The sequence below is a fragment of the Dyadobacter bucti genome (assembly GCF_005869225.1).
Classification (GTDB): Bacteria; Bacteroidota; Bacteroidia; order Cytophagales; family Spirosomataceae; genus Dyadobacter; species Dyadobacter bucti.
This window is the reverse complement of the sequence record NZ_SWFP01000001.1, coordinates 734,643-756,575: the sequence shown is the minus strand read 5'-3', so window position 1 is coordinate 756,575 and position 21,933 is coordinate 734,643. Positions and strand designations below refer to the sequence as shown.

The following is a 21,933-nucleotide window of genomic DNA, read 5'->3' as shown; positions in this document are numbered from 1 at the left end:
TATGCAGGTTATTCGGCAACCAGTTCGCCTCTTGCCTGCATTTCCTTTTGCAGCTGCGCCTGGTATGCAGCCTTGGCCTCCACGTCTTCCCTGGCCGATTCCCCAAAGTATATGAAGCCAAGCGCTTTCCTCGTGCGGTCGGTGGTCTGGTTGCCGTCGGCCCGGTGAATGGTGAGGGAATCGTGTATCAGCAAGTCTCCCGGTCTGGCGGGGAAGGCTATTTCGTTTTCCATATCCTCCGGTATGCCGAAGTCCGTTATTCCCTGCGAAAATCCCAGTGTCTGCGTCCGTCCGTGGGGGCGCATGCCTTTCAGGTGAGAGCCTTTCACATACCTGACACACCCATTGGCCTCATCCACATTTTCGAGTGCCATCCACATGGTCACGGCCTTGGCAGGTTTAAGCATGAAATAGTAGCCGTCCTGATGCGGTGGAGTGGGTTTTCCGATTTTGGGCGGCTTGTTAAAATATTCCAGGATACGGGGTACTACCTTATCTTCCAGCAGTTCTTCCGCGATTTTGCTGAACTTGCTGTCATGGAGTAAAGGCGCAAAAGAAGGCTCGTATTTCGATACGTGCATGATCTGCTTCAGCGTAGACCGGTCATTTTTATCTTCATAAAAAACATCTGTGGCAGGCATGCCCGGCACTACATTTTCAATGAAGCCATCCAGTTTTGTATTCAGCACAGCTATTTCTTCTTCCGACAGGAAGCCTGGCAGGAAGACATAACCATCTTCTTCAAATCTCTTTTTAACAAATTCAATATCCATTGTTTACAGAATGTTTGATTGGGTATTTACTACTGGTTTCCAGATTATTTGTAACCCGGATTCTGTTTTACTTTCGGTTCCAGGCTCAGTACGGTATTGGCGATCGGGAACAGCAGCAGGTAGTCCTGGCCTTTCCGGCTCCGGAGATTAGGCACCAGGTCGAATGCTTTTCCGAACCTTACCAGGTCCCACCATCTTTTGCCTTCATACACCAGTTCAAAAAGCCTTTCTTTCAAAATCGCCTCGTCATTGGCCTCTTTGGTACCGTTCACGAAAATATGCTTGCTGTAATTGGTGGTGTAGGCCCGCTCGCGCACTTTGTTGATCTCTTCCGCCGGGTTTTGTCCGAGGGCATTTTTGATCTCAGCTTTCATCAATATGACATCGGCATAACGGTAAAGGACAATGTCGCTCAGGAACAATCTCGTTCCGCCTGTCAGGAGTCCGCGGCCTTTCATCGCCAGTGTGGAATAGAACGTAGGCTTGCCCGCTGCGTCGTAGGTAAATATTTCATGGAATGAACCCTTTTTCCGGGTGTCGTCTTCGGTAAACTGGTTCCGCACGAGGGAAGTCAGCACGAGCAGCCCCTGGCCGCCGCCCACCGGCTGTATCAAAGCCTTGGTTTCAGCGTCGATATTAGCGGGAACGGCGCTGTCGATGATCCAGTGGAGCCAGAACTGGTTATTGGCCGCGCCATCCAGATCCTGATAGCGTATGGTCATGATCGTTTCCTTGTTGCCTTTGTTGGCATACTCAAACAGGTCTGAAAATTTGGGGAGCAATGAAACGTCTGCTTTTTCCACTTCCGCGACGGCATTGAGGGCCGTGGTGAAATCCGCCTGCCCGCCGTTGAGCTTCTTGCCTGTCCATAGAAATACGTCTGCTTTCAATGTATTGGCCGCAGCCCGCGACCATTTTGAGCGGCCGGTTGCAAAAGTGTTATCGGGAAAAAGTGACAGCGCCTGTTCAATATCGCTTTTGATGAGGGTGAAAATCTCGGCCTGGGGTGCCCGCTCCTTGATGGTGATCTCTGCATTCGAACTTTCCGTAGGTTCGGTGCGGATGATGAGGTCGCCCCAGGTTTTGGTCATTACAAAATAGGTATAGGCGCGCATCGCGTATGCCTGGGCCAGCACGTTGTTTTTGGCGGCTTCCGTTTTGAAAGTAATACCCGGTACATATTTGATGATCAGGTTGGCGGAATTGATCACCGTGTAAAATGCACTCCAGTCCGGGTGGTTAGGCTGGTCGCCGCTGAGCTCGTTGAGGAAGAGATCGTTCCGGCCGCTGCCGTAAACGCCTCCCTCAAAAACTTCGCTGCGCTGCTCGCCAACTGTATAAATGGCCCCGGATATGTTTCTCAGATTGACATACATTCCGTTCAATGCACCTTCGGCATCGTTCTGCGTTTTCCAGAAAGAGCTGGTGGTGATCACGCTGGTAGGGGATACGTCCAGCACATCACAGGAAGCTCCGAATAAGCATACCAGCAGGATCAATAGTATTGTTCTCAATTTTTTCATGATTTCCTTTTTTATCAAAATGATAGATTGGCTCCGAAGATGATATTTTTAGGCATTGCGTAACGTCCGTCGTCCACGCCTCCCTCTTCGGGGTTCAGTCCTAAATATTTGGTGAAATAATGAATGTTGTTGGCTGTCACATTAAACCGCAGATTGGCTATTTTCAGCTTGTTCAGAATTTTGGATGGAACCGAATAGCTGAGTGTGACCTCGCGGATCGCCAGGAAATCCCCGGACTCCATGTACATCGAATTTCCCGATGTCGTCACCCCGTCGAACAGGTTGCGCTGTACCCTTTCGCCACCCCAGTAGGAGCGGGGCATATCGGTAATGTCGCCCTGTTTTTTCCAGGAGCGGTCCACCATTCTTTGGGTGAGGTTGCCGTCGGAGTACATGTTTCCGTCCAGGAACATCCGTCCCCAGTTGAAAATAGTATGGCCTGTGGTATAATCCATCCGCACATACAGATTGAAGTTCTTATAGCTCAGGCTGTTGGAAAGCCCACCGGTCCACAGCGGATAAGCATTCCCCATGTATCTCTTGTCCCTTGAATCGATGATGCCGTTTTTGTCCGCATCATAAAACTCCACATCACCCCCGTACTGGGTTTTGTCCGCACCTACAATGTAGGAAGCAACCGGGCCGTTTTTGGCGTCTTCGTCCGTGGGGTATATGCGTACCTGCTGTCTGTCATACATTTCGCCCAGGCGGGTGCCCTCTTGTAAGCCTCCTTTCCAGGCGTAGTCCTGCCTTGCGTCATCCCAGATCAGGAGACCGCCCACCCGGTTATTTTCAACGCCGTTGTACGGCAGCTTCAGAACCTTATTTTTTGTTTTTGAAGCGTTAAAGGCGATATTCCATTGCAGGGGAGAATTGGCTGGCAGCACGCGGGCGCCCAGTTCTATCTCAAATCCCCTGTTTTCGAGTGTACCGAGGTTGGTGAGTACGCTGCCAAAACCGGTGGACTGGGGTAGCGGGAGGTTCGTAAGCAAATTGCTGGTCACGCGCCTGTAATAATCGACGATCATGGTGATCCGGTTATCGAAAAACCCAAGATCAGCCCCTACATCGAAGGTTTTGGATTGTTCCCACTTCAGTTCACTGTTCGGGATCACAGTGTTCTGGATCGCTGCTGCGCCTCCGTATTTGTTACCTACGCCATAGGCACCTTCGGCAGTGAAATCGCCCAGCCCGGTAATGTTTCCGTTAACCCCGTAGCTTCCCCTCAGTTTCAGCTGGGACACGGTTCGGGAAACACCTCCCCAGAAATCTTCCTTATGGATGTTCCATCCCAATGATACCCCCGGGAAAAATCCCCATTTGTAATCTTCACCCAGATTGGATGCTCCGTCGTAGCGCATGTTCACAGTGAGCAGGTATTTGAGGCGGTAGTTGTAGTTCGCACTGCCGAAATATCCCATGATCTTCTGACTGGTGACGGTACCGCCTACCGCCGTGGCTTCCCCTGACGCATTCAGAGTAGGAATCAGGTCGGTAGAGGCGCCCCTGCCGCTGGCACTGATACCCGAGGTATCGCGGACAAAATAGGAGAGACCTGCCTTCAAGTCCAGATTGTGGTCTTTTGCCAGTGTTTTGGTATAGGAAAAAACACCTTCCGCCTGTGTTTGCCGCCATTTGGATGCGCTGGCAGAGGATACACGGGAATCTACAAACGCAAGGGGGCCGTTCCAGTAACCCGGCTGAAAGTTGCGCATATCCCTGGATACATTGTACATCGAAATCTGAGGATCAAAAGACAATCCCGGAAGGATATCCCAGTGCGAGCCGAGGCTGAGGGTGAGTTTCTCGTTTGAATTGTCGTAAACCCTGGTATTCATCTGATATTCCGGGTTTCCTATACCGTTGTTGGTGCCGGGTGCCAGTGTCCCGTCTTCAAATTTGTACTTGGCAGTAGGGGCAAGGCCCGCATTCCGGTAAAATGTCACAGCCGTGGAACCGTAAGGCATATTGGATTTAGCCCTCGAATACATTACCCTTGAAAAAACACTGAGGTTTTTCTTCACCTTGATATCCCCGTTAAGATTGAAGCTTAACCGGTTGTATTTTGTGGTGATCACAGTACCGTCGGCCGCCATATAGCCCACACCTGCGTTAAAAGTCGCTTTTTCGGTCCCGCCTGCAATAGAAAGGTTATGGTTGTGCGAAATACCTGTCTGATAGTTGAGGGCCTGGAAGTCTGTGTCCTGGAAAATCAGTGTTTTGGTCGGATCTGCCGGGTCGGGCATGCTTTGCCAGCCTTCATTGAGTTTATGCTCATTGGCGGCAGTAAGGTACTGGGTCGTGAAGGCCGTATTGTTGCTGAGGTCGTTGCCGGTTCCGTATCCCATAGGCAATGTCAGCCTGGAAGTATAATCACCGAACTTGGCATCGCTGAAAACACCTAACCGGTTGATGGTCAGGTAATCCCTTGCATTGGCAAGTTCAAACAGTTTTCCCGGTTTGGAGGTGGTCAGGTCGTATGAATAGGAAATCCGGGTCTGGCCTGCTTTTCCGTTCTTGGTGGTGATGATCACTACGCCGTTGGAACCCCTCGCTCCGTAAATAGCTGTGGAAGCCGCATCTTTCAGCACCTGCATGGACTCAATGTCTTCGGAATTGATATCGTTCATGTCGGTACGTATCACACCGTCAATAATGTATAAAGGGCTGGCCCCGTTGGGGTTATTGATGGACGTTCCTCCCCTTACGATCACCCTTGGCGCTGCGCCGGGCTGTCCCGACGTGCTCTGCACCCTTACCCCCGATACTGTGCCCTGTAAAGCGGAGGCGGCGTTGGTAAATGGTACATTTTCAAATACTTTGGTATCCAGCTTTGAAATCGAGGTGGTCAATGTTTCGCGGGATTGTACCCCGTAGCCGACCACCAGCACTTCCTGTAGTACCGCGACGTCCGCTTTGAGGGTCACATTGATCACGGAACTGTTGCCAACCGGTATTTCCTGGCTCTGGTATCCTATAAAGGAAAAGATCAGCGATGTGCCGGATTCGGCGCTCACTGTATAATTTCCCTCGGCATCGGTGCTTGCCCCGGTGGTGGTGCCTTTGACCTGAATATTCACGCCCGGCAGTGCCTCGTTCTTCTCGTCAACTATTTTTCCGGAGATCCTGACTGCTGTTTGAGCGAACGTAACGGGCATACAAAAGCACATCAGTACAACAAATAACAAACAATGCTTCCAATGAAAAAGATTTAGTAATATTCTCTTTTGCATAGCAATGGGCTTAGAAGGTTTGGCTTGATTTAACTTTTACAAAATTAAGTTTCGCCAAAATGCCGTTCCTCTACTTTTGTTTGCTTTTGTAATACTATTTTTCAGGGGACAAATGGAGGGATTTGATTGGTTTACAGTATAATAGACCACCGTGGCAGCCCGGAAAACAGAGCTCCCGCTATACTACCGGAACCATATAAATGAAAGGACCGGATGTAACCGGTCCTGCGGCCTCAATGACTGGCTTTCAGGTATGTGCTGGTAATGGAATCCTTGTTTTCAAGCAGTTCGCGGGGCGTTCCTTCGAACATGACTTTTCCTCCTTTGGTGCCGCCGTCGGGTCCCATATCTATGATCCAGTCTGCATTTTTGATCACATCCAGGTTATGTTCGATCACGATCATCGTATTGCCCGAATCGACCAGGCGGTTCATGATGGAGAGCAGATGCCCGATGTCTGACATGTGCAGCCCGGTGGTAGGCTCGTCTAGGACGTAGATGCTGCCTTTTTTGTGCAGTTCGCTGGCCAGCTTGATCCGCTGGCACTCACCGCCGGATAAGGTGCTGAGCGGCTGCCCGAGTGTCAGATAGTCCAGGCCAACGTCGCTCATAGCCTGAAGTTTCCGCCGGATATCTGCCTGTTGAAAATAATCGAGCGACTGTTCAACAGTGAGTTCAAGCACTTCGGAAATCGATTTTCCGTCGAGTTTGTAAGCCAGCACTTCCTCTTTGAAACGCCTGCCTTCGCAGATTTCACAGGGTGTTTTGACTGCATCCAGAAAAGCCAGATCCGTATAAATAACCCCAAGTCCCTGGCAGTTCTGGCAGGCACCCTCGGAATTGAAGCTGAACAGGGATGCACTGACGTTGTTGTTTTTCGCAAATGCTTTCCGTACATCGTCCATCACCCCGGTGTAGGTGGCAGGGTTGGAGCGCGTGGAAGTTCCCACGGCCGACTGATCTATGACAATGGCTTTGGGATGTTGTTTTAAAAATACATGGTTGATCAGCGAACTTTTCCCCGAACCCGCCACGCCCGTAACTACGGTAAGTACGCCTGCAGGGATATCGACACTGATATTGTGCAGGTTGTTGACCCTGGCATTGGTAACAGGCAGCTTGCCCGCCGGTTTCCGGAAACGGTCTTTGATCGACACCGATCTTTTAATATGCCTTCCGGTGAGGGTGTCGGATTTCGCCAGGTCTTCAAAACTTCCTTCGAAAACAATTTCGCCGCCCCTGGTTCCGGCATGCGGCCCCACATCGACGATATGGTCTGCCACCTTGATCACATCCGGGTCATGTTCGACCACGATCACCGTATTACCTTTGTCCCGCAGTTTGCCCAGCAGCTCGTTCAGCCGGTGCACGTCCCGGGGGTGCAGGCCCACGCTTGGTTCGTCGAAGATGTACATGACATCGATCAGGCTGCTGCTCAGGTGTTTGACCATTTTGATACGCTGGGATTCGCCGCCCGACAAAGTGTTGGTTTCGCGGTCGAGACTGAGATATTCGAGACCGATATTGACCAGGTGTTCCAATCTTTCGGTCAATGTTGCCACCATGGGTGCAGCCACGGGATCATTTACCTCTTTTACGAATCCGATGAGCTCCGAAACTTCCATTGCGGACAGTTCTGCTATATTCTTGCCATTGATCTTACAACCGAGTGCGGCCTGGCTCAGTCGTGCGCCTTTGCAGGAAGTACAGGGGCCCATCGCAATGTAGGGCGCTACCATTTTCTGGGTTCGCTCGGATAAGGTTTTAAGGTCCCGTTTGATGTATGATTTTTCAAATTTTTCGATGATCCCGGCGTAACTGGCGTTCATGGAGCCGCCGCCGATCTGCAGTTTGAATTTCAGGTTTTTGCCGTAGAGAAGCAGGTCCATTTCTTCGGGTGTGAAATCAGACAGTTTTTTATCATTATCAAAAAAACCGGAACTGGCGTAGGCGCTGCGCTCCCAGGTGGCAAATACGGGCACTTGTACCGCACCTTCGTTCAGCGATTTTGACATATCCAGAAAAGAATCCGATACAACACCCATTTTCTTGCCGATTCCGTTGCATTCCGGGCACATGCCCTGGGGATCATTAAAGGAAAACGCATTGGAATAACCGATATGAGGCTGGCCGATGCGCGAGAACAACAGGCGCAGCACCGGGGAAATATCGGTAATGGTGCCCATGGTGGAATGTGAATTTCCGCCCAGTCTTTTCTGGTCCACTACCACGGCCATGCTCAGGTTTTCGATGGCGTCGGCCTGGGGCGGCGCATACCTTGGCAGGAAATTACGGATAAACATGCTGAAATTTTCGTTCAGCTGCCGCTGTGCCTCGGTAGCGATCGTATCAAAAACAATAGAGGATTTGCCCGAGCCGGACACACCTGTAAAAATGGTGATCTTACGTTTGGGGATCCTCAGTGAAACAGCTTTGAGATTATTTTCACGCGCACCCCGGATTTCGATATACTCCTGATACATAATCGTTCTGGATGGTTTTTATGAGTTTGACAAAAAAGTCCGGCAACCTAGGCATAATGGCGAAAACAAACAAACCCGGACATGTGCTATGCCGGGTTCGTTTGTATTGAAAAAAGAATTTTTATTTGCCTGTGACCCTGATTTTTTTTCTGAAAATAGGGAAGGTCATCGGGCTGCGGGAAGGCCTTTCATCCCCCAGCAGCACGCCCCACTGCCTGAACATTTCGGTCCTGTCGAAAACGACTTTCAACACTGCGATGATCGGCATCGAGAGGAACATCCCTGCCACACCGGCGATGTTGCCGCCGACGATCACACCGAGAATAGCAAAAAACGCATTGATTTTGACTTTCGATCCGACGATCCTCGGCATCAAAATATTGTTATCCAGAAACTGCACGACTGCGATCACTATAAGCACGGTAAGGATCGGCCAGAGCTCGGTAGAAGACGTCAATGTGATCAGTACGCCGATAATATTCCCCAATAGTGCCCCTACATAAGGTATGAGGTTCAAAAAGGCGAAGATCACGCCGATCAGCAGGGCATGCTTGATGCCGATGACCGTCAAAACTATGCCCAACAGCACAGTCATATAAGTAACCTGGATCAAAAGGCCTACCAGATAATTTTTGATGATCGATTCGGTTTCATAGATCGCCCCCTTCACTTTCTCATGATCGCCTTCTTCAAACCACATGAAAACAAACCGCAGCAGGATGCTTTTATAAAAAAGGATCAGGTATATGTAAATCGGCAAAAGCCCGAAAAACACAAAAACGGAGCCGATCGTCAGCGCCGCGCCGCTGGCCCGCTGGCCGGCGAACATCAGCAGGTCTTTGGTGTTTTTATTGATAAATTCCACCTGTTCCTCACCGGAATAGCTTGTAATGGAATAGATCCAGTTGCTCAGACTGGCCAGGTGCGTACTGACATTCTTTTGTATCTGCGGGAAATCCATTACCAGCAGACGTATCTGGGCAGAGAAAAACCAGACGATAAGCGCCAGCATCACTGCCAGAAGAAGAATCGGCAAAACGATCGCCAGGGCCTCGGGTACCTTGTATCTTGTGAGAAAACGATATGCAGGCAACAGCACGAGGCTGATGAAAAAAGCCATGATAACAGGCATGATCACTTCGCTGCCGACAGCAAGAATAGCGACAATCAATACCAGCCCCAGCAACTCGATCGAACGCCTGACTGTCAACGGTAAATGATTCATTTGCAGTAGAAATGATTTTGGTTAAAACAGGTTATTGCTGAGCCGGTGCCTGTCCCGGCTCGGGCTCCATCAACTGGACTTCCACATGCAGGGATTTCAATGTAGCATTTCCGTACTGGGTTACCATGGCCACGTCGGCCGCATCCCTGCCATGGGCGATCTCGATGCGGTAACCTTCGGTCTGCTCCTGCACAGCATCGAATGCATACCATTCACCGCCGATATAAACCTCAAACCAGGCATGCAGGTCCATTTCCTGTAGTTTGTCGAGGTAGCCGACCGTCATCCGTGCAGGAATGCTGAGGCTCCGGCAAAGCGCCAGTGCGAGGTGCGTAAAATCCCGGCAAACACCGATCCTGTTTCGGGCAAGGTCCAGAGCGGTAGTCGTGGAATCGGTTATGCCGTACTGGTACTTGATATTGCTATGTATCCACTTCCTGATCTCCTCGACCTGGTCGTAACCCGGCACGAAATTACCGGCAATCTCCATCGCCAGCTTGCCGATCTCGGGCAGGTCGGATTCGCAGTAACGGCTTGGTAAAATGTAATGCATCACCTCATCCGGCAGATCACCTATAAGCATATATGCCGGAGGCGGAGTGGGGATGGGCTTGGTGATATTGACCTGTGCCTGTACCTCAGTAGAAATCGTGACCTGGCCCACCGGCAGCACGAAACGCTGGCAAGGATTGCCGTATAAATCGGTATACTCCGAGAATGGCACGGACGGGTTGATCTCAAAGCCCTCCTGGATAACGGACTGGCCTTCCTGGCGTCGCGGGCGTAACATGGTGGTAACGTTCGTAGGAGCGTACACATCGTAGACGATCACGCTTTTACCCTTCATTTTCATAAAATTCGATTGGTTGGTTGTTATGCATCATCAATTATAAATCCTGTGCCATGTGTCAACCCTTTCGAATTGGGGCATAATAATTGCAGTTGTAAGCCGGATCAGGGTCTGATTGCCCCATTAATTTAAAATATAAAAAACATAATAACAAGGATGGAGAACTATACGATGCTTCAGTTTTTTGAATGGTATTATCCTGCTGATGGCAGCTTGTGGAACCATTTTCGTGACGATTCGCGGCGTCTTAAGGAACTAGGGTTTGATGCGGTATGGCTGCCGCCCGCACACAAAGGCATGGCAGGCGACACAGCATCGGGCTACGATTCATACGATTTATACGATCTCGGGGAATTTGACCAAAAAGGCTCGGTACGAACAAAGTACGGCACCAAAGACGAGTTCATAGCGGCTATCAGGGCCGGTCAGGAGGCAGGATTGCAGGTGTATGCCGATATTGTATTAAACCACATGGGCGGTGCCGATGAAAAAGAGGTCGTGATGGTGCGGGAAGTGACGCCTGAAAACCGCAATGAATTTGCCAGTGAACCTAAGGAAATAGAAGCCTATACCAAGTTCACGTTTCCGGGACGAGGCGGGAAATACTCAGAATTTGTATGGGATTACCAATGCTTTTCGGGGGTTGATTACAATGCTTCTACCCAGGAAACGGCCATTTACAGCATCCAGAACCAATATGGTGAAGGCTGGCAGGATGTGCTCGACCTGGAAAACGGTAATTACGATTACCTGATGCTCTCGGATGTGGAATTCAGGAATCCGCATGTGCGGGAGGAATTGAAACGCTGGGGCGAATGGTTTTACGAAACAGCGGGTATGGACGGTTTCCGGCTGGACGCCATCAAACATATGGACCCGCAGTTTTTTAACGAGTGGCTGGACCATCTCCGCGGAAAATATAACAGGGAATTTTATGCCGTAGGCGAATACTGGGCACCCTACGACCTGCATTCGATGCATGAGTACATTGCCGCTACCGAAGGCCGCATTTCCCTGTTCGACGCGCCGCTGCAGGCGAGTTTTTTCAGGGCATCCAAAGAAGTAGAAGCGTATGACCTGCGGACAATTTTTGACGATACCCTGGTACAAACCAATCCCGCACTGGCCGTTACATTGGTGGAAAACCATGATACGCAACCGTTACAGTCGCTGGAACAGACGGTAGAGCTGTGGTTCAGGCCACTGGCTTACGCGCTGATCCTGCTGCGGGAAGCGGGTTATCCGTGTATATTTTACAGCGACCTATACGGTTCTCAATACACGGACACCGGTAACGATGGGCAAGAACACGACATTACCCTGGCAAAACTGGAAGGCCTGGAAACCTTGCTTTATGTCAGAAAACACATTGCATACGGCCCGCAGAACGACTATTTTGATGCGCCGGACTGTATCGGCTGGGTGAGGGAAGGCGACGACGAACATGAAACTTCGGGCTGTGCGGTGGTGGTATGTGCCGGAGAAGATCAGTCGAAATCCATGCGCATGGGCGAACGTCATGCGGGAAAGGTATTTGTGGATTATCTGGGACACTGCGATCAGCAGATTACGATCCAACCCGACGGGTGGGCTGATTTTCCTGTCAAAAGCAGGTCAGTTTCGGTTTGGGCAGAAAAGAGAGACTAGGGAGCCGGGGTTAATTTAATGTTCCGGTGCCGGAAGTCCTGGACTATAACTTGTTACAAAATTCCAGGATTGACCGGCTTGTAAACGCTTGGGCGGTACTAAGGGGTATGTACGACGGTACTACCGCAACCAGTACCGCTCAGCTCGTCAAGGATGCCAGGATACTTTTGCAGGAGTAAGGCCCTATTGCCAGCGGGAAATCAGTTCCCTGAAAGCATCCTTGTAAAGGTCGCCGACAGAAATATCAGTGTTTCCGATGTGTACGGCGTTTTTACTGATAGAATCCACTTTGCTGATCGCTACCACGAAGGAACGGTGTATGCGGAGGAATTTGTGGGGCGGGAGTTTTTCTTCTATGGCTTTGAGACTGCTGAGGGAAACCACCGGCTTGGATTGGCCCGAAAGGTGTATTTTGACATAATCCTTTAATGATTCGACAAACAGTATGGAATCAAAATCGATCCGTACCAGCTTGTAATCCGACTTCACAAAAAGGAAATTGTCTTTGACCTCCACATCCGGGCCGGGAGTGCTGTTGCGGATCAGTTCAAAATAGTTTTTTGCTTTGATGGCCGTGCTCAGGAATTCCTCATACCCGAAAGGTTTCAGCAAGTATCCGAGCGCATCGACTTTGTAGCCTTCGATCGCAAAATGATTGTAGGCGGTAGTAAATACAATCCTGGGCTGCGTACCGGAATGCGACTGGTTCAGCACTTTGGCCAGTTCCATACCATTCAGCTCAGGCATTTGTATATCCAGAAAAACCAGGTGGACATCCTCGGTATTGATCACTTTGAGAGCGTCGATCGCATTGATATACTTGCCATGCAGACGCAGAAACGGGGTTTGTTCGACAAAAGAACTTACCAGCCCCAGCGCGAGCGGCTCGTCGTCAACGGTGATACAGTTTAACTTCATCATCTGGTCTGAATGTTACGACAAGTTAATAGAAAGCATAACCTCATATGTATTTTCTGTCTTGTTTTCTGTGCTGACCAGCTTGTGCTGCTCTGGGTACAGTAGATTCAGTCTTCTTTGTGTATTGGTCAGTCCTATGCCGCCGCTATCCATGCCCGTGTTGTTTTTATCCTGAAAAATCCGGTTGAAAGTTTTTAGCGTCAGCACACTGTTCTGCACCTGAAGTTCTATCCGGATTTCGGCTGTTTGTGATGCGTCCATGCCGTGTTTAAATGCATTTTCAATAAAAGGCAAAAGGAGCATGGGTGCAATGGAATATTCCCTTTCTGTTTGCGGCTCCCGGAAAAAAACATTGGAACTGTTCTGCAAACGCAGCTTCATCAGCTCAATATAGTCTTTTACAAAAGAAATTTCCTGGCTTAGCAAGGACGTATCCTGCTGCGTTTCGTACAGCAGGTACCGCATCATACGGGAAAGTTTCAGGATCGCATCCCTGGAAACCGGTACGTCGGTGTAGGAAAGCGCATAAATATTATTGAGCGTATTGAAAAAAAAGTGCGGATTGATCTGCGCTTTGAGCAGGGCAAGTTCGGATGTAATATTCTGTTTTTCAACGGCATCGCGGAGTCGGGCATCGGTCTGCCACCGCTGGATGACTGTAAGGGTAGTGCTTACACCCAGAACGAGCAGGGCCGTCATCAGCAGTATCCCATCAATGTGACCGTGCGGCCTGGGTCGCGGGCCGTGCCGCGGCATGACCATCTCCATGTGGGTACGGACATGAAGCTGGTGATCAACAAACTTACTGATTACCAGTAGCAAAGCTACCGATCCGACGATCCAGAGAATAAATACAAAGACCTTGTTTTTGAGCAGGAAATTGGGGACAACATACAGCGCATTGCAATAAAACAGACCTGCCAGGATTCCGAAGTTGAGACATTGTTTCAGCCAGAATGAAACCGGCAGGCTCATTCCCCACGACAGCGGCTGGTAAAACATCAGCACAAACCCCAGCAGCGTCCAGGCCAAAAGGTGCACCGCAAACATCACACCGCTTTTCGATTTTTCCTGCTTCATCGGATACAATTTGGGTGCAACATTAAGGTATGTCCGACAAACATCAAAGGCGTGTCGACGTACACCCGTTTTATCCGGTCGGAGGTGGAAATTTTGCCGGGCGAGTCCGTTGTCCGTGCGCTAATTTCCTTCGGTGACTTTGTGACGGATTTATCGTGAAAAATTGGCTTTCTATCCGGATTTACCCTCTCTGTATCCGGCCGGTTTTCTTTTAAAAGTCATTATCATTCAATTTGTATCGGATAAAAAGGATAAAACATCATACACTCGATCCCGCAGAAACCCTGAGATATGAGTAATATACAAGACACAGATACGCTTATTGTCGGATGTATGGCAGGCGACAGGCAGGCGCAGCGGCTGCTTTTCAAGAAGTACTTTGGTTATGCCAAAAGCATCTGCCTGCGGTATACCTCCTTCGCTGAGGAAGCGGAGGAGGTACTGAACGAAGGTTTCCTGAAAGTATTCAATAACCTGAAAAATTACGACGAGGCTTATCCGTTCCGGGCGTGGCTCCGGACGATCATGATCAATACGGCGATCAGCTACAACCGGAAATATAAAAAACACAACCGGGACAGGGTTGATCTGGAAGACGCTCCTTATCTGAGCCTGGACGAGGATGTTATCGGCGAGATCACCGCCGGGGAAATTCTCGATATCATCCGACAGCTCAAACCGCTTTACCGGGATGTGTTCCTGATGCATGCCGTGGATGGCTACAACCACCGGGAAATCGCCGAAATGCTGGAAGTCAACGAAGCCACCGTTCGGTCGCAATACGCCCGCGCCAGAGCCCAGCTCAAAACCCTCATCAGTGAAGAGTTTCCTTATCTGAAGGAAGAGTGGGCTATGAATTTTTAGTAAAACCACCTTGCCTTGTACACATGCAGATCCGGGAAGGCGAAATTTCGGGTGGGGTTCAGGAAGTTGACGTGAAAAGTCCACCAGCTTTCTTCGGGCACTGTGTAAATATACTGGGACGTTTTGTCCAGCCCCAGGCTTTTGATGTTTTCCTGATCGGGAAAACCCTTTATTTTCTCAAATTTCCCGGTTTTGATGTCAAAAACCCAGGCTCCGTGGTGCTCGGTCACAAATAGCCGGTTGTTATCCGGCAGCATGGAAAGCTCATGTCCGCCTATACCGGGTATCTTCCATTTTTGGGCCAGTTCGAGCTTGTCGCCGGCGACCTTATATTCACGCAACACATCGTATCCTAGCGTATAAAGCTTGTTCCGTGTTCCGTCCCAAACAGCCCCGTGGGCAGAATACAGGGTATCGGTAAAAACCGGCTTGCTGCCTTTTGTCATATCAAAAAGCATGATCTTGTTCCCTTCTTTGTGGGTAGAAGCCGCTGCTGCCAGTTTGTTGCCGGGCAGGAGAGCGATGGAATGTGCGTTGGGGACTTCTGCATAAAACCCGACTTTTTTGGTAGCTATATCAATGATAGCAACGGCGCCGGATGACGAGGATACCAGCACTTTTTTACCGTTTTCAATAGCCTTGCAATCATCCATCGTTCTGAACTTCGTGTTCCGGACGTTTTCCGGGAGGTCCATCGCTTCCTTTGCATCCCAGGCCCAGATTACCGCCGGGATGCTGTCACGCGATTTGTTGTAATCCACGATCAGCACTTTGCTGTCGCCGCAAACGAGGAATGCTTTGGCGGGAATGGTCTGGGCCAGGCCCGTAAAAACGGGTGCAAGCAGACTACCAATCAATAATATGGCTTTGGCCGGAAATGATCTTTTCATGTTTTGATAAATTTTCGCAGGAAATTTACTTCCAGCCTGGATTTTGTTGAAGTTCCGGGTTGATCGTCAGCTCTTCGCTTGGGATCGGGCTTACGTATTCCCAGGTATTAAAGGCAGGCAATGCCCGGTTATACGGTAGCAACCGGCCTTTTTCGCCTTCGCTCAGTCCCGCCACGGTGTTCAGCCTGTAATATTGAACGCCGCTGATCTGGTTTGCCGGAGGTGTTTCATTGTTTTTCAAAACATACAAATCCGGTTTCCCGTCCTGATCGAGGTCAATGTATTTGTGAAGACCAGTAATGTAAATCCCCTCGTATTTAGCCCTGAAAAGCTGCCCTTCGTTCCATCTTTTCAGATCCAGCGTACGAAATCCTTCGAATGCCAGCTCGCTCCTTCTTTCCCGTCTCACTTCCAGCGTTAACGGGTCAGACTGGTGTTCGTAGAGCGCAGCCTGGAAAGGGTCAGCTGCTACCGGCAGTTTGAGCGGCGCAATGCCTACACGGTTTCTGACCACGTTCAGGGATTTGTCGATATCCGCCTGGGTCAGTGTTCCCAATTCGGCTTTGGCTTCCGCAAAATTCAGCAACACTTCGGCATACCGGATAATGATCACGTCGCGGTACCCGCCGCCCTGGTCCTCGCTCGGCGGGCCAACGGCCTTGTGGATCATATAGCCAGTTGTATTTTGAGCAAAATCGCTGACAGATTTGCTGGTAGTTCCCACTCTCACATATCCCGGGTACACCAGCGACTGCACCAGCCGCGGATCCCTGTCTTTAAATTCCGCAAAATACGACATCGTATCCCGCTGGGCCTGGCTCGGGTACGCCTGCTGGAATGTCTTGCCGTCTTTCATCAGATAAGACGAGATCAGCGAGCGGGTAGCACCGTAGTTGCCGTTTGAAGTTGAGGTAAACAAAGGGGTGTAGTAAAAGGTCTGGGTATCGGACGACCGCGCCAGGATCACCTCGTCGGTGTAAGTGTTTTTGGGCTGAAACAATTGAAAATAATCGGTATTCGGGCTGCCGGTTGTGTACAGTTTGTAAGTATTGGAGCTGATCAGCTGTTCGCCTGCATTGGCCGCTTCGGTCAGGAATTTATCGGCTTGCGGCAGGTTCAGCTCCGTATGGTATTTACGGTAAGTGCCTTCATAAAGGCATATCCGTGATTTGAGCGCAAGGGCCGTCCATTTGGATATCCTGTTTTTATATTTGACCGCAGGCAGGTACTGAACCGCAAAGTTAAGGTCGTTCAGTACCGAGTCCATCACCGTCGCCCGTGGATCCCGGGCCTTGAAAATGAGCTCTTCATCATTGGTGCTGAGTACTTTGGAGTACCAGGGCACATCACCGAACTGGCTTACCTTATTGTAATAAAACCACGCCCTGAAAAACTTGGCGAGCGCCACATATTCGTTCCGGGAGGCATCGGCAAGCTCTGCTTTTTCGATGTTATTGATAAAATAATTGATGTTCCGGAGTTGCGTCCAGTTCCATCCTCCGTTGCCGAGGGCCGTAGGTAGCGCATACACGCCTCTTCTGATCTCGGGCGGATTGCCAATGTGTTCGCAGTTATCGCTTGTAAAATCCCCTGTAACCAGGCTTCTGTCGACATAATTGTAAAAACCGTCTGAAAATGTCTTGAGGCTGCTCTCGCTGGTCCAGAACGATTCGGATTCGCCCAGCTGGGTTTCAGGTCTCAGTTCAAGAAAATCATTGTTACACGAAATGGCGGTGAATGCTACAGCCAGTATTGCGAGTATTTTTTTCATAGTCTTTTTAATTAAATTTTTTTGCCGGAATTAGAAATGAAGTTCCAGTCCGAATGCATACACCCGCTGAACTGGGTAGGCAGTACCAAGCCCCACATTACCCTGGTTCGCGTCGGGGTCTTTGCTGAGTCCCTCGGGATCAAGGCTGAAATGCAGCTTCGTTTTCTCCCACAGATTTTGCCCGGTCACGTATACCCTCAGGTTGGAAACCCTGACTTTCTGCATCAGCGTTTTAGGAATGGTATAGCCCAGCGTAAGGCTTTTCAGACGGAAAAATGCGGCATTCTGTAAGTATTTTGTCTGGGCCTGGCCCAGATCATTCGAGGCCAGCGCCAGGTAACCCTGCGGGCGCGGAAAGTATGCATCCAGGTTTTCAGGAGTCCAGCGGTTTTCCACGGTATGTTTCAGCATCACCTGGTATTTACGGTTATAAGGTCCCCAGAAATTAACCGCCTCCGAGCCCGGATAAATATCGCGTTTGCCTACTCCCCTGAAAAAGGAGTTGAAGTCAAAACCCTTCCAGCCCATGTTCAGCGTGAGGCCGTACTGGTATCTTGGCGTGCTGTTACCGATGATTTTGTAATCTCCCGGATTGCTGAGCGTCCTGTCACCAAAGCTGATCACGCCGTCCTTGTTCACATCTTCAAACTTGATCGTCCCTGCCGCTGCATAAGCTTTGTAACCGCTGGTATTGAGCAGCGCACCATTTTTTGCTTCGTCGTCGGTCGCAAAATAGCCCAGGGTATTGAGCCCCCATATTTCATCCAGCCGCTGGCCTTTGTAATAATCGACCAGATAACTGGTGGGATTGTAGTAGTCGGTGATCACAGAAGTGTAATCTGAAAGGTTGAATCTAGCGCCATAGCTGAACTCGCTTTTTGCAAGTGCAAACTGGTCGGACCAGTTCAGGTTCAGCTCCCAGCCTCGGTTACGCATGGCAGCAATGTTTTCTTTCGGAACCGCAGCCCCGAAAACCGACGGCAGCGACCGGAAGTTGGCCAGCATATCTTTGGTATTACGCTGGTAAATATCCAGCGTACCGTTCAGACGGTTTTTAAGAAAACCGAAATCCAGACCGATGTTGGCAGTCTCCACCGTTTCCCACGTAAAATTCGGGGATTTGGGAGCGGGGTTCTGGGTATAGTTCACCCGGGTGCCTTCGAGGGTGAAGTCCGACTGGGACACGTTCATAATGGGAATGTAATCGTAGGACCCAATGTTGGAGTTGCCGATCGATCCGTAAGACAGCCTGATTTTCAGGTTGTTTACTACATCTTTGGCCGGTGCGAAAAAGGATTCCTCCGATATTCTCCATGCTGCCGATCCTGCCAGGAAGGTATGTCCCCGGTTTTCACGGGCAAACTTGGATGAAAGGAAATAGCTTCCGTTCATTTCAAAAAGGTACTTTCCGTCGTAATTGTACATCAGTCTGGAAAACACACTTCTGGAAGCGTTACGGCTGTCGTCGTCGCTCACGCTGGAAGCTCCGGTGGCGAGGTTGAGTGATTTCTGGATCACTTCGAGCGGGTTCTGGTGCTCGGCGTAGGAGTAAAGGTAGTCGTAGCTTTCCTGGTTGTACCCGGCGAGTACCGTAGCCTCATGTTTGCCTATGTTTTTGGAATAGCTCGTGTAGGCATTGATGTTCCCCGTTATCGTCCGTGACATGCTTCTGTAAATTTTGGGGGGGCCGGCATCCGAATAGGCATCGAGTACAATGTTCCGGTTGTTGAATGAATTGGAAAGGTAAGGCCCCTTGTTGTCCCACCAGCGTAAATTATTGGTGTTGCCAAACTGGTAGGTTCCGTCCAGGTGGATTTTCAGGTCGTTATTGAAAAAAGAAATATCCGTTCCCAATGTGGTTTTTACGTCATGTATACCACTTTTCAGCCCTGATTTTTTCTCAAGAAATTCACGGTAGAAACCGATGTCCGTAGGTACGCGCCTGCCATCAATATCCACATATTCGGGCATCATCGGATGCGAATTCTCGATAAACCGGTACACGTTGGAGGTAAATGCGTAGAGGAACTGGTTCGGCTGGTCCTCATCACGTTTCACAAATGTGGTGTTGTTGAAAAGCGAAATATTCTTGTTCAGCTTGTAGGTCAGGTTGGAACGCAGGGTATACCTTTTGATATTTTCCGGCTTGAATTTAATAGCCCCTTCCTCCACATTGTAGTCGCCCGCCAGGTAGTAAGAGAACTTGTCATCCCCGCCGCTGAGGCTGATACGGTGGTTTTGTTTGGGCGTGTATTTGCGCAGCCATTCTTTGTAATAATTGTGTACTTCCCCTCCAAGCAACAAGTTTGAGCGCCCGCCGATCATTTCCACTTTGGCATGGGGCAGGGAAGGGTCTTTGGCTACCTGGTATGGATATTCCACCTGGGCATCGGTAAAGTAAGTCTGCCCGATGTTACCGTTAAATTCATTTTCATTGATCGAAATATAATCAACCGGGTTATCGTACACTTCCGGCACGATGGTCGCTTTGCTAAAACCGAAATAATTATTGTACTGCACATCTAGCTTGCCTTTTTTGCCTCTTTTGGTCGTCACAAGAATTACCCCGAAGGATGCCCTCGCGCCATAGATCGCCGTGGAGGCAGCGTCTTTTAAAATGGAAATGTCCTCAATATCATACGGCGACATGTTGTTCAGATCATTACCCGACTGGGGCACACCGTCGATGACGATCAGCGGGCCTCCTTTGTTAATGGAAGTGTTTCCCCTGATGTTGAATGACGCGGCCCTGCCCGGTTTCCCATCGGCAATGTCCACAAACACGCCCGGAATTTGCCCCTGCAATGCAGCCCCGACGGTATTCACCTGCAGAGCTGTCAGCTGTTTGTTGCTGATATGGTCTACCGCCCCGGTGAGGTTCACCTTTTTCTGCGTGCCGTAACCTACCACCACCACTTCGCTCAGCGACTGATCGGAGGGGGCCAGAAGTACATCGATTACCGTCCGGCTTCCGTTCACAGATACTTCCCTGCTGATAAAACCGACATAAGAAAACACAAGGCGGACGTTTTCAGATTCGTCTATTTCCAGGGAATAATTGCCCTGCGCATCTGTGGAGGTACCGGTATTGGTTCCTGCCCATATTACATTCACGCCCGGCAGCGGCTCCCTGGAAATACTGTCGGTAACATTCCCGCGGATCGTTCTGCTGACAGGCTCCTCCTTCCGGGCGGTGCGTTTTTTGACAATAATATCACCCTCATTTGTAACAGTACCTTCCAGGCCGGTCTCACCGAGCAGTTGCTGCAATGCTTCTTCCAGCGGTATATTTTTGACGGAAACATTGACAGGGTTTTTGGGCAGGATATCCGGGTTTACCAGTAATCCTGCTTTGCTGATCCTGGAAATTTCGCGCAGCGCTTCGGCGATGGTCACCTGTTTCAGGTTTACACTGACGGGCTTCTGACGTAAATTCGGGGTGGCCGTGGAGCCCGCCTGGTACAAGTCTTTCTTTTTCGAGACGATTTGCGCCTGCACATTTCCATGCGGAAAAACGGTGGTCAGACAGTGGGATAAGAGCATAATACCCCACAAGCAAAACCTTTTCAAGGAATTGTTCTTCATAGTTCGTTTTTTGGTAAAATAAAAGACAAAAGGCTATCCTTTCAGCGACCGGGTCACTGAACGAATTTGTATATACGTCATTGTTGTTTGGTTATCTGTACAATTCTATGACCCCTTTGTCGCGGACCCGGTAGTGCACATCCAGAGAGTACGTAATCTTGGAAATCACATCCGTGATCGCGCCGTGGTTGATATTGGCCGTTAATGCAAGCGAATTGAGTTCTTTGGTTTTGATGATAATATTGACCCCGTACAAATGTTCCAGCTGCTTGCTGACCTCTTGCAGCGAAAGGTTGTCGAAAATGAGCCGGTTGTTGTACCAGCTCAGGTAATTGGCTGTTTTTGTATGGGTTACCAGTACCAGCCCCGACGACAGTACACCCACGCTACCCGCTTTTAAGAGCGTACTTTTGCTACGTCCCTTGCTGCTCAGAGACACAAGCCCTTCGAGCACTGCAACCGTCAGCGTCGTATCCTTATCGTTTTCCTTCACATTAAAAGCCGTCCCGAGTACTTTGATCTGCCCTTTCCCGGCATGGATTATAAATGGCTTTCCGGCATTTTTGGCCACCTGGAAAAAGCCTTCGCCTTTCAGGTTCACTTCCCTTGTCTTGCCGTTCAGCGCACCCTGGTAGTGGATGCTGCTGCCTTTGTTCAGGCGCACGAGGCTTCCGTCCGGCAGCCATATCGAGTCCTTAACTGTTTGTTCAGCAGCAATTTGTGTGATTTTTTGAGCATGACGGGCCGGTTGGGGTTTTTTTGAAAAAATCCACCAGCAACCTAAGCAAAACAGCACGGCAGCCGCTGTTGCATACCAGTTTCCCGTATGAAGCCAGATGCGTTTGCCAGACTCCGCACCAGGGACGGGCGCCAGGGACGGTTCCATTTTTTTCCATGCTGCCAATGCTGCCGGCGTATCCTGTTCTTCATTGATCCAGTTTGCTCTGAGGTCTTCAAACAACATTTTTTTGGAAAAATCCTCAGCGATCAGCTTGTCCAGCATCCGGCGTTCCTCGTCGCTGGCCGTACCAGTCAGGCATGATAAAACAAGATCAATAAATTTGCTTTGCTTCATTACAGTAATTCAAATT

At 49.9% G+C, this 21,933-nt stretch carries 15 protein-coding genes; 3 read left to right on the top strand and 12 right to left on the bottom strand.

Going from position 1 to position 21,933, the window contains the following annotated elements:
• Positions 1–8 precede the first annotated feature (8 nt).
• The 6 genes from FBF61_RS02820 to FBF61_RS02795 all read right to left on the bottom strand — a co-directional run bounded on the left by FBF61_RS02820 (position 9) and on the right by FBF61_RS02795 (position 10,084).
• Complete coding sequence (locus FBF61_RS02820; protein ID WP_138475643.1) at positions 9–773, bottom strand: phytanoyl-CoA dioxygenase family protein; 765 nt, start codon at positions 771–773, stop codon at positions 9–11.
• A 44-nt stretch (positions 774–817) separates the two neighbouring features.
• Positions 818–2,296, bottom strand: a complete 1,479-nt coding sequence (locus FBF61_RS02815) for a RagB/SusD family nutrient uptake outer membrane protein (RefSeq protein ID WP_138475642.1) — start codon at positions 2,294–2,296, stop codon at positions 818–820.
• Between the two features lie 14 nt (positions 2,297–2,310).
• Positions 2,311–5,454, bottom strand: a complete 3,144-nt coding sequence (locus FBF61_RS02810; protein ID WP_310590258.1) for a SusC/RagA family TonB-linked outer membrane protein — start codon at positions 5,452–5,454, stop codon at positions 2,311–2,313.
• A 308-nt stretch (positions 5,455–5,762) separates the two neighbouring features.
• A complete protein-coding gene (locus FBF61_RS02805; RefSeq protein WP_138475640.1) occupies positions 5,763–8,012 on the bottom strand; it encodes an ATP-binding cassette domain-containing protein in 2,250 nt (749 codons plus the stop codon).
• Between the two features lie 121 nt (positions 8,013–8,133).
• Positions 8,134–9,237, bottom strand: coding sequence for an AI-2E family transporter (locus FBF61_RS02800; RefSeq protein WP_138475639.1), 1,104 nt, complete (start codon positions 9,235–9,237; stop codon positions 8,134–8,136).
• A gap of 31 nt (positions 9,238–9,268) precedes the next feature.
• On the bottom strand, positions 9,269–10,084 hold the full coding sequence (locus tag FBF61_RS02795; protein ID WP_229214891.1) for a transglutaminase domain-containing protein: 816 nt from the start codon (positions 10,082–10,084) through the stop codon (positions 9,269–9,271).
• A gap of 159 nt (positions 10,085–10,243) precedes the next feature.
• On the opposite strand from FBF61_RS02795, the gene FBF61_RS02790 reads away from it, so the two are divergent.
• Both FBF61_RS02790 and FBF61_RS34425 read left to right on the top strand, forming a co-directional pair.
• Positions 10,244–11,734, top strand: coding sequence for an alpha-amylase (locus FBF61_RS02790; protein WP_138475637.1), 1,491 nt, complete (start codon positions 10,244–10,246; stop codon positions 11,732–11,734).
• 26 nt (positions 11,735–11,760) lie between these two features.
• A complete protein-coding gene (locus FBF61_RS34425) occupies positions 11,761–11,913 on the top strand; it encodes a hypothetical protein (RefSeq protein WP_166444404.1) in 153 nt (50 codons plus the stop codon).
• 4 nt (positions 11,914–11,917) lie between these two features.
• On the opposite strand, the gene FBF61_RS02785 is transcribed toward FBF61_RS34425, so the two are convergent.
• Both FBF61_RS02785 and FBF61_RS02780 read right to left on the bottom strand, forming a co-directional pair.
• Positions 11,918–12,652 (bottom strand): LytR/AlgR family response regulator transcription factor, encoded by a 735-nt coding sequence (locus tag FBF61_RS02785; protein WP_138476119.1) that lies wholly within the window; start codon positions 12,650–12,652, stop codon positions 11,918–11,920.
• A gap of 15 nt (positions 12,653–12,667) precedes the next feature.
• Entirely contained in the window at positions 12,668–13,732 is a 1,065-nt protein-coding gene (locus tag FBF61_RS02780; protein WP_138475636.1) for a sensor histidine kinase, read from the bottom strand.
• A 291-nt stretch (positions 13,733–14,023) separates the two neighbouring features.
• On the opposite strand from FBF61_RS02780, the gene FBF61_RS02775 reads away from it, so the two are divergent.
• Positions 14,024–14,596 (top strand): RNA polymerase sigma factor, encoded by a 573-nt coding sequence (locus FBF61_RS02775; protein ID WP_138475635.1) that lies wholly within the window; start codon positions 14,024–14,026, stop codon positions 14,594–14,596.
• On the opposite strand, the gene FBF61_RS02770 is transcribed toward FBF61_RS02775, so the two are convergent.
• From FBF61_RS02770 to FBF61_RS02755, 4 genes are all read right to left on the bottom strand, one after another.
• Positions 14,593–15,486 (bottom strand): DUF6528 family protein, encoded by an 894-nt coding sequence (locus tag FBF61_RS02770; RefSeq protein WP_138475634.1) that lies wholly within the window; start codon positions 15,484–15,486, stop codon positions 14,593–14,595. The two genes, FBF61_RS02775 and FBF61_RS02770, sit on opposite strands and share 4 nt — an antisense overlap.
• A 25-nt stretch (positions 15,487–15,511) precedes the next feature.
• Complete coding sequence (locus tag FBF61_RS02765) at positions 15,512–17,257, bottom strand: RagB/SusD family nutrient uptake outer membrane protein (RefSeq protein WP_138475633.1); 1,746 nt, start codon at positions 17,255–17,257, stop codon at positions 15,512–15,514.
• Positions 17,258–17,287: 30 nt separating this feature from the next.
• Positions 17,288–20,842 (bottom strand): SusC/RagA family TonB-linked outer membrane protein, encoded by a 3,555-nt coding sequence (locus tag FBF61_RS02760; protein ID WP_138475632.1) that lies wholly within the window; start codon positions 20,840–20,842, stop codon positions 17,288–17,290.
• 91 nt (positions 20,843–20,933) lie between these two features.
• On the bottom strand, positions 20,934–21,917 hold the full coding sequence (locus FBF61_RS02755; protein WP_138475631.1) for a FecR family protein: 984 nt from the start codon (positions 21,915–21,917) through the stop codon (positions 20,934–20,936).
• Positions 21,918–21,933 lie beyond the last annotated feature (16 nt).